Here is a 12,858-nt window from a genome sequence, read left to right on the forward strand (position 1 = left end):
GGTCTGGGTCTGGCATCGCAACGGCCTCAAGCCGCACCTGCAGACGACGTTCAAGCTCTCGCGCGACCCCCGCTTCAAGGACAAGCTGGTGGACGTGGTGGGGCTGTACTTGAACCCGCCAGAGCGCGCACTGGTGCTCAGCTGCGACGAGAAGAGCCAGATCCAGGCGCTGAACCGCACGCAGCCGGGCCTGCCGATGAAGGCCGGACGCGCGGGCACCGTCACCCACGACTACAAGCGCCACGGCACGACCACGCTGTTCGCCGCGTTGAACACGCTGGACGGCACCGTGATCTCGATGTGCCAGCAACGCCACCGGCACGAAGAGTGGTTGAACTTCCTGCGCCTGATCCAGCGGCGCACGCCCAAGCACCTGACGCTGCATCTGATCGTGGACAACTACGCCACCCACACGCACCCTGACGTGCAGGCATGGCTGGCCAGGCACCCGCGCTTCGTCATGCACTTCACGCCCACCAGCGCCTCGTGGCTGAACATGGTCGAGCGCTTCTTCCGCGACATCTCCGAGAACCGCATCAAGCGCGACAGCTTCACCAGCGTCGCCGAGCTGGAGCTGGCCATTGATCTCTACATCGAGCATCACAACGCCGATCCCAAACCCTTCATCTGGACCGCCAGCGCCACAGACATCCTCGCCAAGGTCACCCGCGCCAAGGCAGCTCTCGATCGTGTCGCTAAATAGGTTCATTTAATTCAAGCGCACCACACTAGGGGTTTCGATCGGCTTATCCCAGAACGTTGTATCAGGCGTGACAAACAAGGATGAGATCGCGAAGGCGATAGCGAGCGACCCCGCGTCGTACATCCGATTGGCGATCTTCCTAACCTGCTTAGCGACATTGCTCTCCTGGTTCCTGTCGGTGGGAGTCGGTGTGACGGGCCAACGGGCCGGGATTTTGTGGACATCACGCAATACCTACAGCCTTTCGCGGCTACAGCTCACGTTGTGGACCTGGCTGATCATGTCCACGTTGATGGCCGTGGTGGTCTGCCGCATGTGCAAGCTCTTCTTTCCTATAGAGGCTGGTGGCATCGATGGCGCCATGAATCTGATCATTCCGAATGAACTCCTTCAGGTCATGGGTATCAGTCTCGGCTCTGCCGCCATAACGCCGTTGATTCTGGCGTCGAAATCACAGCCAACACCGTCCAGTACGTTGCAGACCGGCGTAAGTTCAACGCCGGTTTCGAACGCCCAGCTGGATGCGGCCGCTGATCGCGTTGGCGCGCCCTTGCAGGCCATGGGAACCGTCATGGTGCGGGATCCGAACTCGCCGCCGCTTTTCAAGGACTTTTTTCAGGGCGATGAGATCGCGAAGGCAGGTTTGGTGGACATGGGCAAGGTCCAGCAAGCAATCGTGACGATTGTGCTGTTCGGATCTTACCTGGCCATGGTGCTGAACATGTTCTACACGGGTGATGTGAGCGCGCACCCGAAGATGCCTGGCACGACCGAATTGCCTGCCCTGTCGCAGACCTTCGTAAACCTGTTAGGCATCAGCCAACTCGGCTATCTCGCTTTGAAGGCGACGCCTGCTGCTGCAACCACGTCCACCAATGCAGGTGCATTGTCCGATCCGACGACCCCAGTTGCATTGCCCAGCCAAGTGCTGCCGCGGCCACTCCCACCAGACATACGTCCGCTGCAAAAGCCCGCCGGCTCCTGATCTTCTCGTAGTGAACATCCAAGCCTCCAGGCATCTAGCTCTGGGTACCTAGGGGAAAACAATGGCAGCTTTTGTTTGCGGCGATCAGATCCGGCTCTCCTCGTACTTTACTCCCGGCACTGCCACCTGCCTGGTTGCTTTTCCTGAGCTGCCAGACCAAGTCCTGATGCTCACCGCAGGTCATGTTGTCGTCAGCTCGCAGGCTCAACCTGGCAATGTCATCCTGGACAACGCGACCGGTGAAGCGCTCGGAACGCTGTTCTCTTGGACGGATATTGACGGTAGTCCGACGTCGGATGCGGCTTTGATCTGGGTTGATCCCGCCAAGGTGTCGACCATGATCCGCGGGATGACGATTCCCAAAGGTATCAATCCACAACCCGCCAAGGGTGACGTAGTTCGCATCATGCCTGCTCAGGGTGGCTCGCAACCCCGCATCGCCACAATCAAAGCTGTTGGACAGAACCTCAATCTACAGTCAGGTGGACCGGGCTGGACCGAGAATCCTATCCTTCCCTATCAGGGCCAGATACTGACCGATCACATGATCACCGAAGGTGGAGACAGCGGGGCGCTTGTGCTTGACATGCAGGACAGGGCAGTCGGTATGGTCGTAGCAGGAAGCTTGGACAACGGCACCATCATCACGCCCATCGCGGCGATCCTGCAGAACAAGGCCTGGCGCGGCATGACCCTGGGTCTGTTGAGCAGCATACCGGACAGTGCCGTCGCTCCTCCTCAGCTAGCGCCCGCCGTCGATACCACGGACAACGCGCCAGCACCCACGCCTATTCACGATCCAGTTCCTGAGCCAGTTGCCAAGCCTGTTCTCGCACCTGCTCCTGTGCAGCAAGATACTACGGTGACAGACTATGCGGTCGTTGATCCTGACTCGCTGTCTGGCATGAAATTCGAACCCACGTCGCCGGAGGAATTCATCAGGCTTCTAACGGCCGCAGCCTTGGATTGCATGCAGCATTCGCAGGTGCCGGCAAGCTTCACGATTGCGCAAGCTGCGCTTGAATCCAGCTGGGGAAAATCTAAGCTGTCCACTGAAGCCAGAAATCTGTTTGGCGTCAAGGCCGACAAATCCTGGAAGGGTGAAACGGTGACGATGTACACCCGCGAATTCGTCAACGACCAGCCCGTTATGGAAGAGGCTCGTTGGCGGAAGTATCCTGACCTTCAATCCTGCATCGATGACCACGCCAGGTTCTTCCACGACAACAAGCGCTACAAGGATTGCTTCTTGAATACCGATGGTGCGGGCTTTGCGGCTGCGGTCCACCTGGCCGGCTACGCAACGGACGCAAACTACGCGAACAAGCTGATCTCGATCATCAAAAAGCGCAACTTGGACCACTTGGATCAGGTCGCTCAGCCCTCATGAGGCGATATTCCAGCGCCGAGTCTTGCGTGTGCGGCGAGTACAAAGTTCTCCTGCAGCCCTGATGACCCATGGTAAGGGGCTGGCCATTCCATCTTGAAGCCCCGATAGGGTCATAGGAGTCTCGTGTCCACCTCAACTCTTGGTGGACACGTGAACACTATCCTTGCCAACAAAGTCGACGGCCGTCGCCGCCGACGCCTGCACAGCGACGAGTTCAAGGCCGATGCCGTCGCGGCGTGCGTGCAGCCAGGCATGTCGATGGCAGCCGTGGCGATGTCGCGCGGTGTCAATGCGAACTTGCTGCGGCGCTGGGTGCGGCTCGCGGAGGGGCAGCCCGAGCCGCGCACGGAAGAAAGCCGGTCGGCGGCGGTTGTGGCGGCTTCGACGCAGACGCCGGCCTTCATGGCGCTGCCACTGCCAGCGCCCACGCCGTCCTCGTGCGACATCCGCATCGAGCTGCGCCGCGGCGCCACGACGATCTCGCTGGCGTGGCCTGCCGAGGCGGCCGGCGAGTGTGCGGTCTGGATGCGCGAGCAGTTGCGGTGATCCGCGTCGATGCGATGTGGCTGGCCGTGGAGCCGGTGGACATGCGTGCCGGAGCCGACCGCCTGCTGGCCCGGGTGGTTGAGGTCTTCGGCGCTGCGCGCGCCCACCACGGGTATCTCTTCGCCAACGCGCGCGGCACGCGCGTCAAGCTGGTCGTGCACGATGGCTTCGGCGTGTGGTGCGCCACGCGCCGGCTGAACCAGGGACGCTTCGTCTGGCCGAGTACCAATGCGACGGCATTGCCCGCACTCACACGCGCGCAGTTCGACGCGCTCGTGCTGGGCCTGCCGTGGCAGAGGCTCGAGCAGATGAGCGTCATCACGCGCGTGTGACGCGCAGCTGCGCACGCACCCGGGAGGGCCGGTGCGCAGCAATTCGAAGATGCCCCGATGCAGCGCTCCCGCAAGGCCCTCCACAATGGCGGCATGCTCGACGCGAACACGCTCAACGCCGAAGACCTGAAGGGGCTGAGCAAGAGCGCCGTCATCGAGTTGGCGCTGCAACTGCTGCAGGCCAAGGACGAGGAGCTCGCCGCCAAGAGCGAGCAGCTCAGCGCCAAGGACGAAGCGCTCGTGCGCCGCGATCGCGAGATCAAGTTCAAGGAGGCGAGGATCGAGCGCCTGACCTTCGAGCTTGCACGCCTGAAGGCCTGGCGCTACGGGGCCCGCACCGAGGCGATGAACGCCGAGCAGCGCCGTCTGTTCGAGGAGACGCTGGCTGAAGACCGGGCGAGCCTGGAAGAGCAGTTGCGCGCGCTGCAAGGCGAGGACAAGCGCCCCGAACCGCTGCCGCCGGCCGACAAGAAGCGCCCGCCGCGCCGCCAGGCGTTGCCGGAGCACCTGCGCCGCGTCGAACACCGCCACGAGCCTGAGGACACGACCTGCGCGTGCGGCCAGCCGATGACGCGCATCGGCGAGGACGTGAGCGAGCGGCTGGACATCGTGCCGGCGGAGTTCTTCGTGCACCGTCACATCCGGGGCAAGTGGGCCTGCAAGTGCTGCCAGACGCTTGTGCAGGAGCCGGTGGAACCGCAGGTCATCGACAAGGAGATGACCAGCGCGGGCCTGGTCGCACACGTGCTGGTCAGCCGCGTCGTCGACCACCTGCCGTACTACCGGCAGGAGCAGATCAATGCGCGCTCGGGCGTGCACACGCCGCGCTCGACGCTGGCGGCGTGGTCGGGCGCGGGCGGCGCCAGCTTGATGCCGCTGTACGACGCGCACCGCGCGTTCATCCTGAGCGCGCCGGTGCTGCATGCCGACGAGACGCCGGTCAACATGCTGGACCCGGGCGCGGGCAAGACGGCCAAGGCCTACGTCTGGGCCTACGCACGGGGCGAGCACGACGCGGTGCCGGGTGTCATCTACGAGTTCTGCACGGGTCGCGGTTCGAAGTACCCCATCGCCTTCCTCGACCGATGGAGAGGCACGCTGACGTGCGACGACTACGGCGGCTACGACGCTGCGCTCAAGCTCGAAGGGCGCATCGAGGCCGGCTGCCTGGCGCACGCGCGGCGCAAGTTCGACGAGCTCGCGCGCGTGAACGCCAGCGCGGTCGCGGCGCAGGCCGTCGCGCGCATCGCCAAGCTGTACAGGGTTGAAGCGCAGGCCCGAGACGCTCAGGCCCGAGAGATGACACCCAAGCAAAGACTGGAACATCGGCAACAGCACGCCAGGCCGCTGTGGGACGAGCTGCACGTGTGGCTGCGCCTGGAGCGCACGCGCGTGCCCGACGGCGGTGCGATCGCCAACGCGCTGGACTACAGCCTCAAGCGCTGGGAGGCACTCGGGCGCTTCCTGCTCGACGGCGCGGTGAGYATCGACAACAACCACATCGAGAACCTCGTGCGGCCGTGGGCRATGGGRCGCAAGGCGTGGCTGTTCGCGGGAAGCGAKCTCGCRGGKMAGCGTGCGGCGATGGTGATGAGCCTGGTGCAGTCGGCCAAGCTGCACGGGCACRACCCCTGGGCCTACATGAAGGACGTGCTGCAGCGGCTGCAGATGCACCCGAACCGCCGCATCGACGAGCTGTTGCCGCACCGGTGGACGGCTGCGGCCACGCGAGAAACTACGGGTTCATGAAGAACATCGAAGCACTGATCGACGACGGCGGCGACATCACGTTGGGCCACATCCAGGGTGTTGGCTGCGCGGCGACGGCCGCTGACGACCACAACGCCCTGGCAATGCTCGCACGCCGCGATGGTGAGACGCTCAACGCGTTGCTCAAGCGACTGGATCGCGCCATCGGGCGGTACTACGACGACGGCGAAACCACCGACGAGATCAACCCGCCTTGATCGGCGCCGTCGTCAAGACGGGATGCCTGGCCGCTTACCGCAAAGCAGCATCCAGGCTGGCCGCAGCTTCGTCGGCAGAGGGCACCAGATGCCGCCGAGTCCCGAACAGACGATAGGGCATTCCGATCGAACACAGGGCGTTGTGAAGCGCGAAGCTCAGCGCGATACCCTCACCATGCTGAGGGTACACCGCTGCACATGCATCGCGCAGGACTCGAAATGCCGGGTGCGAGAACAGATTCTCCGGACCAGGCGGAGGCAGCGACCACACCGTTGAGACCGCCTCGCGAATGGAGGGGGGAACAGTGTCTGATACTCCTGCTGGCTGCAATATTGCGGTCTCCATCGTAGGGAACCGTACGCCTCCGAGCGTGCCGACCTCGGTCGCAAGCCTTGAGCGGGAAGCATGAACCCTCTATCGCCACTCGGGACGCATGAACTTAAGCACCAAATCAACGCTGACTGTATCCCCAAGATCCTCGAGGGTCGATTCGCCCATGTCACCCTGGCCACCAGCCATGGCCCAAAGCACACCTGCATGATTCGCAGGCAGCATGCCTGCTACGCGTTGGGCGAGCACGGCATCCCTTTGAGAAAGGACCGAGATCGTCAACAGCAGCAACACCCTCCGCTGGGGATGCATCGCGAGTTCTTCCGCAATACTCAAAAGTTGCTCGATACCACCACTCAAGGACGCCAGCAGCAGCAACCAAGTCGCAACGCCATGGAGCCTCGTCTTTATGAGATCCGGAGTGACTTTCGCGACGACTTCGGGCACCACGTGTTGGCATTGAGCCCCCAATGCATTTGCTGCAGCACGTCTGACGGTGGCGCTACCCGGTGCCACTGCCAAATCGAACAGGCGTTCCTGATACCCAGCATCTGCCAAACGTACAAGCTGCTCGAAGATCGAAAATCTGACCCTCGGATCACGCGTCCCCATGGCAATGCCGTATAGCGCGTCGGCCGTCGCGGCATCGACGCTGCCCAGTTTCGCGATCGCGGTGATAGCCAACCGCGCGATGGGGTAGTAGTCATCCTGGTCGCGATAGGAGGAATCCGGAGACCACTTGTCGACGGCTAGCTTTAGCAAGGTTGGTACGTGGGCGTCATGCGGCTTCTCCTGGAGAACCTCGGCAAGAGCGCGGCGAACCGGACTTCCTCGAGATGCAGCCAGAGCGAGTAGGGGCGGCGAAAGTCGCGGCGACTGCGTCGCAGCGAGGTGGCGTAGGGAAAGCGCCACCACGTACGCGAATCGGTGGGACAAGCCTGCCTCGATTTCCTCGGTCATACCATGCCGGATAGCCGCCTCGATGGCACCTACACAGTGGCCCACCTCTTCGGACGCAGCCAATATCCACCGGACATCCTCTGGAAGGAACATGGCTGTCTGCTTGTCGATCCGCACACGAAGCCAACGCACTACCTCGCTTGGGTTCCGGGCCGCTGCGAGCCATTGGCTCGTAGGAAGCGACAGACTGATGGCAGTCTCACTGTCCAGTGCGCGAATGAGGTCGCAGACTTCCTGAACCTTCGGCTCCAGTCCTTGGTACGCCAGCTCCAGCGCGTCGCGGATCGCTGTACCTTCGCGCCACGACTGACTTGGCACATTTGGTAGTGGCAGCAGCTCGCGCCGCGCTTCACGAACCCGCATCTCGCCCAGTTCCTCTGCGATTTCAATGATGCGTCCATCCCGACTGCGTTGTGCCAGCGTGCGCACCGCGTCTCCGACGGCGGCCGGGTCGTGCAATGCCAGGCAAGTCAACGCCGCCTGCCGAGCACTCGAACTTCGATGCCCATCCAGCACCCGCCGCAGCAAACGATCCTCGAATGAAGAAGAACCAACCGCGGTAGCGGCGCCCCAGAGATACTCCTCCTCGTCATGTCCGAGGCCCATGGCGAACGCAGCGGCAACCTCGTCGGGATCTGGTTTGATGTCGCGCGAAAGCGATCGGAACCAGTAGGGAAGCAATGACACAACATGCCGATGCTCCGCGATACCCCGCCAGTTGGCGTCGCCTCTCAAGTGATCGACATATGCCTCAAGAAACTCACGGGCCGTGTAGCCACTGTCATCAGTGGCAATGTGCTCGGCATAGCCTTCGCTGTACACATCGTTGTCGAGGTCCAGGCGCACTTCGGCGGCTCGCTTGAGTTCTTCGGCGCTAGGGGTGAGCACCTGCACCGCCTCATCGACTATGGCCTCAAAACCAGAGACATCAGCCAAAGCGCCAGCAGCGATGACCCGTCCATTATTCGTTACGCCATAGAACACCGAGCGGGCCGCGGCTTGCCGGAACGCTGGGGTCAAGTCACCTGCAAGCCGGGCCACTTCGGTGACGAACTCCTCATGAAAAGTATCGCGGCTTTCCGGCAAAACGTCCCGAATGAAGGTCTCGATCAGAGACTTGACCGCTGGATCCGCCCTCATTCTGGCGCGCCAGATTTCGTCATGGTCTGGAGCGCCCCAGAAGCTGAACCCGGGGAACGACGTGTCAGGCCGGTGAAGCAGGAATCGCGCGACCTCAGCCAGGTTGCAGCTGCTTGAACCTGCCGACGCTGCAAGCCCCATGTTCTCCTCCAGCGTCTTGCCGCCACGCTGCAGTTCGGTCGCCAGCCAGGCGTCGATCCGGCTCTGCGCCTGAGCGCTGACGGAGGGTTTCAGTTCAGCCGTTCGATCCGTGGCGTGCAGAACGCGAGCAGCGATGGCCGCCGCCCAAGCGCCACCAAGGCCATTGCCAACGAGAAGCACCTCAATCAGTCGCTCAAATGTGCGTCTCACGACGAGCGGATGGCGCAACAGCGCCTTCTCGATGCCCGCTTCGACCCGGGGATGGTAGTAGGTGACCAAATCTTCGACCTGCCGTAAGTTGCGAGCAGCGACGAAGAACTGAACTAAGGGTCGCACGCCACGGTCCAGCTGAGCATCCAGGTCCGCGAGTGGCCCCTCGATCTGAAGGAGTAGCGGCATAGACAACTTGTCAGTCGCCTTCAGAAGCGCCCACACCACGGCTGCGGACCGGACATCGCCCCGCCCCTCAATCTGATCGATAACCGTCCGCTCGATAGAGTCCTGGTGCGCCCGGCGAATGGCCTCACCAACCAGTGCGCTCGAACTCTTCTTGATATCGCCATCGATGGTCGGCAGCGCATCGAAGTACTTCTGGATCTCAAGGGGCGTCGCCAGCTCTGCCAGCACTGCCTTTTCGCTTTGCTTCGCCACTGTCCGCAGGTCACGAGGCAGCGCGTCGATCCACCCCCGGTAGAGACGCTGCCGCTCGCGCGGGCCGTAGTGCTCCGCTTCGATCGCTACCACCCAGGGCTTGACCGTTTCCATCGCCCCGGCCGCCTGGGCGACATCTAAGCGGCTCGTCGCAATGACCATGCAGTCATGCCGCGCCTGAGCGAAAAGTTGCGCGAGCTGATCATTCCAGGGGCGACTCGCCGGATCGAAGTCATATCGACCCCATGGGTCCTCGATGTCATACAGCACTGGCCCGAGTGTGCGGTCCTCTTGCATCTGCTTGGGGCCTCGCGTGATGGACACCCGAGCCAGACCCGGCACCTCGGCGGAAAGCTCTTCGAAGAGCTTGCGTGTGGCCATGGTCTTGCCCGATCCGGACTGACCGACTACTAGCGCTGCGGAGCGTTCTCGCATGCGGGTGCGCAGCTCCTGCCAGTTCGTGGGATATACATAGCGGTCGAGCTCGGGGGAACTCGCGATGTATCCATCGTGCTCTCTGATGACGCGTTCCAGTTCGTCACGGGTCCAGCGCCCACCCCCTGCGCCTCGGATGCGCACGCGCGACTCCTGCCGCAATCTCTCAATGCATTGAGCCAGGCGAGCCTTCGGCACTCGAAAGCTCTCCGTCAGCAACAACTTGATGTCCGTTGCGAGTCGCTCATCGTCCTGATTGGCGATGACCGCCACGCGTCCGGACGCTCCGCTCGGCAAGATTGCCGCGATGGAAGCAGGCATCTTTCCTGGAATCGGCCAGCTTCCTGGATGCCGGACTCCCAGGTCGCGCGCGCCACCGTTGAGCGCCGCATTGGTCACGAGTAGGTATCGGGCATGAGGATCTACCAGTCGCTGCTTGGCGGAAGGCCTGGCTGCGCCATGCTCCAACAGCGCCTTCACACCGAGGACCGTCCATGCGTCGCCAGTCCTTCTCTTGGCTTGCACGATCAGGCGATATCCCTCCAAGCAAGTCGTACTCGTGAGGCGGCCCGGCTCACATGGCGCCAACTCCGCCTCCAAGTCCTCTTCGCTCGCGGGCTCGATCGTGACCTCCCTGGCCAGATGACTCGCCAAGACCAGATCGAGCGCAAGCCAGACCGACACATCGACCTGATAGTCGTACCCAGCGATGGAATATCCGCCCGACCCGGTTGTGGATTCGTCAGTCATGCTGGAAGTTCTAAGGCTCATGTCTGCGCGTCCCCGTTCATGGACAACGTCAGCGAAATTTACTATTGTCTAGTTGTCTCCCAGCGCCGCCTCAAGTCGGGTGCCGCAGTCACGCAGCAGTGGTATGGAACCGACGCTGCTTCAGACAACAAGATTTCCGGAATCACTCATTTCGCCAACCCTCGCATGATGAGAAGTAGCTTGAACTAGCCATGCAAATGGGTCAAAGTGCTCGCCGGCCCCGGCGGGCCCAGCAAGACGTAGACGTCACCACATTCTTCGGCCTCAACGGTGAGAACGGGGTAGACCCTGCCGAGGTCCGCGTACCTTGCCCATACGCCCGGCCCGCGCCGGTCGCTAGGCGGTGCCGACAATGCGGCAAAGGCTTTGGACCCAGCTTTGATGTGCTCGATGCTTTTCAGTCGACCCGCATAACCCGTAGCCTGATTCTTTGCGTTCTGCTGGTGGTGCTTCACATCGAAGCACTTCACACGCAGCCGCGCCTGTGGATTCGGGTGAGCTTTAAGCCACTGGTTCGGCTCCGACCATAGTTGCATGAAGATCATGCCTGTCGGGCTCACTGCGTACCAGGCATTGAGCGGCGTGCTATATGACTTCAGTCCATGCACACGGAGAAATTCGGTGATGTTCAAGATGACAAATCCAGCATCTGAATCTTCGATACGGTCACCTGCAGCCGGTACTCGAGCAATTCGACATCCTTGATGCTAGAGCAAGCGAGAATCAGGTCCTCGGACATCGTTCGGCAGACGATGATGCCGCGCACCCGCTGCCCAGGTTCCGCAAGTTCTTTACGGACCCAGTTGACGTAGCGCAGCAGTTGTCCGACCACCCTGTCATAACCCTTCTCCACCTTCAATTCAAGCACTACGAAGTTGCCCGCCTTGTCTTTGGCCAGGATGTCGATACGCCGGCCTCCTCCTGCGGGGTATTCGAAGCCTGAAATGTCCTCGTCCTGGAAGAGTGTGAGCCCGGGCTCAATGAGTTGGAGGTTGTCAGCGAGATAGCGTTGCAGATCCTTTTCCAGAGCGAAGTGGCTCGAGCCGGCAAGCGTGGCATCAATAGCCGCCTCAGCATCGTCGTCCTCTTCGTCCACTGATACGACGCTGCCGCCGGCGCCGGCCATCTGAACTTTGCGTCCTTGGTGGAGTGGCGCCGGATCGACCCCTGGCTCGTAACGTCGATACTCCCTCGACCCGACTCTGAACAGCAAATCATCGGTAGCATTAGTCGAAGGGTGGTGCAACCGATTTGCATCGTTCGTTGAAGCTTGGACCAGGTGCGCATTGACGCTGCCAGGCTTCAACTTCGGATAGCGCTCAGCGAACCAAGCGACTGCACGTTGTGCATTGAAGGTCTCACCAGGCTTCAAGCCCCAGTCCGTGATCATGTCCTTGAGCAAAGCCCGCATCGGCTTGTCATAGATCGTTCGCGCCATGGTGGCCCCGGAGTTGTTCTGCCAGAGGCGATTTGACCAGATTCGCACAGGAACGCACAGCTGGACTCACCCGGATTGCTCGCCTCGGCATTGTCAAGAATGRGGACAATTCGACTCGATCGCCTTGACCACTGGCACCAGGACATCTCGTTGAATGCGCTCGTCTTCGACTGAGCCATGCATGAGCCTCATCCAACATTAAGGAGGGGCCGTGTTGGACACTACACGGACCTACTAGTGTAGTGCGCTCGAATTAGAGGAACTTAATTTCTGAAGCAAACTCCATCCTCGACGGGAGGTTGGAAGCATGCGAGTCGCGGCCGAGATCAAGTTGGATGGGGAAGTGCAGCGGGAGCTGCAGGCGCTGAGCCGGCGAGGCAGCGTGCAGGCGCGGGTGCAGCAGCGGGCGAAGATCATCTTGTTGGCGGCGCAGGGCCTGCAGAACAAGGAGATCGCGGCGCAGGTGGACCTGGACCGCAGGCAGATCGCCTTGTGGCGGCAACGCTTCCTCGAAGGGGGCGTGGCCGCGCTGATGCAGGACGCCCCGCGTTCGGGACGCAAGCCCAGTGTGACGACGCCCGCGATGGAGTCGCGCATCGTCGAGTCGACGCTGCACGACAAGCCCATTGCCGCCATGCACTGGAGCACGCGCACGTTGGCCGCGCAGCTCGGAGTGGGCCCGACGACGATCCGCCGGGTCTGGCATCGCAACGGCCTCAAGCCGCACCTGCAGACGACGTTCAAGCTCTCGCGCGACCCCCGCTTCAAGGACAAGCTGGTGGACGTGGTGGGGCTGTACTTGAACCCGCCGGAGCGCGCGCTGGTGCTCAGCTGCGACGAGAAGAGCCAGATCCAGGCGCTGAACCGCACCCAGCCGGGCCTGCCGATGAAGGCCGGACGCGCGGGTACCGTCACCCACGACTACAAGCGCCACGGCACGACCACGCTGTTCGCCGCGTTGAACACGCTGGACGGCACCGTGATCTCGATGTGCCAGCAACGCCACCGGCACGAAGAGTGGTTGAACTTCCTGCGCCTGATCCAGCGGCGCACGCCCAAGCACCTGAC

The 12,858-nt window shown here is 62.1% G+C and carries 11 protein-coding genes; 8 read left to right on the forward strand and 3 right to left on the reverse strand.

The genetic code is table 11. The annotated features are described in order from the left end of the window. From ACXJLU_RS30410 to ACXJLU_RS30440, 7 genes are all read left to right on the forward strand, one after another. The coding region (locus ACXJLU_RS30410) for an IS630 family transposase (protein ID WP_457337477.1) at positions 1-703 on the forward strand (703 nt) is incomplete at its 5' end. A gap of 67 nt (positions 704-770) precedes the next feature. Beyond that, positions 771-1,688 (forward strand): hypothetical protein, encoded by a 918-nt coding sequence (locus ACXJLU_RS30415; RefSeq protein WP_457337479.1) that lies wholly within the window; start codon positions 771-773, stop codon positions 1,686-1,688. Positions 1,689-1,749: 61 nt separating this feature from the next. Beyond that, complete coding sequence (locus ACXJLU_RS30420) at positions 1,750-3,078, forward strand: glucosaminidase domain-containing protein (protein ID WP_457337481.1); 1,329 nt, start codon at positions 1,750-1,752, stop codon at positions 3,076-3,078. A 123-nt stretch (positions 3,079-3,201) separates the two neighbouring features. After that, complete coding sequence (locus ACXJLU_RS30425; RefSeq protein ID WP_457337483.1) at positions 3,202-3,624, forward strand: transposase; 423 nt, start codon at positions 3,202-3,204, stop codon at positions 3,622-3,624. Beyond that, positions 3,621-3,956, forward strand: coding sequence for an IS66 family insertion sequence element accessory protein TnpB (gene tnpB, locus ACXJLU_RS30430; RefSeq protein ID WP_457337485.1), 336 nt, complete (start codon positions 3,621-3,623; stop codon positions 3,954-3,956). Before ACXJLU_RS30425 ends, tnpB begins: the two co-directional genes overlap by 4 nt. A 93-nt stretch (positions 3,957-4,049) precedes the next feature. Beyond that, the gene (gene tnpC / locus ACXJLU_RS30435; RefSeq protein WP_457337497.1) at positions 4,050-5,705 is read left to right on the forward strand and encodes an IS66 family transposase; all 1,656 of its coding nucleotides are present in this window, start codon (positions 4,050-4,052) and stop codon (positions 5,703-5,705) included. Continuing rightward, positions 5,702-5,923 carry a hypothetical protein gene (locus tag ACXJLU_RS30440; protein WP_457337487.1) on the forward strand — a complete coding sequence of 74 codons (222 nt, stop codon included), beginning with the start codon at positions 5,702-5,704 and terminating at the stop codon, positions 5,921-5,923. The genes tnpC and ACXJLU_RS30440 overlap by 4 nt, the downstream gene beginning before the upstream one ends. 415 nt (positions 5,924-6,338) lie before the next feature. On the opposite strand, the gene ACXJLU_RS30445 is transcribed toward ACXJLU_RS30440, so the two are convergent. From ACXJLU_RS30445 to ACXJLU_RS30455, 3 genes are all read right to left on the reverse strand, one after another. Continuing rightward, positions 6,339-10,331 (reverse strand): hypothetical protein, encoded by a 3,993-nt coding sequence (locus tag ACXJLU_RS30445; RefSeq protein ID WP_457337489.1) that lies wholly within the window; start codon positions 10,329-10,331, stop codon positions 6,339-6,341. Between the two features lie 206 nt (positions 10,332-10,537). Continuing rightward, on the reverse strand, positions 10,538-10,984 hold the full coding sequence (locus tag ACXJLU_RS30450) for a hypothetical protein (RefSeq protein ID WP_457337491.1): 447 nt from the start codon (positions 10,982-10,984) through the stop codon (positions 10,538-10,540). Then, positions 10,981-11,790 (reverse strand): endonuclease NucS domain-containing protein, encoded by an 810-nt coding sequence (locus ACXJLU_RS30455; RefSeq protein ID WP_457337493.1) that lies wholly within the window; start codon positions 11,788-11,790, stop codon positions 10,981-10,983. The genes ACXJLU_RS30450 and ACXJLU_RS30455 overlap by 4 nt, the downstream gene beginning before the upstream one ends. A gap of 307 nt (positions 11,791-12,097) precedes the next feature. Between ACXJLU_RS30455 and ACXJLU_RS30460 the strand changes: the two genes are divergently transcribed. After that, the coding region (locus tag ACXJLU_RS30460; RefSeq protein WP_457337495.1) for an IS630 family transposase at positions 12,098-12,858 on the forward strand (761 nt) is incomplete at its 3' end.

The organism is Rhizobacter sp. P5_C2 (genome assembly GCF_054049715.1).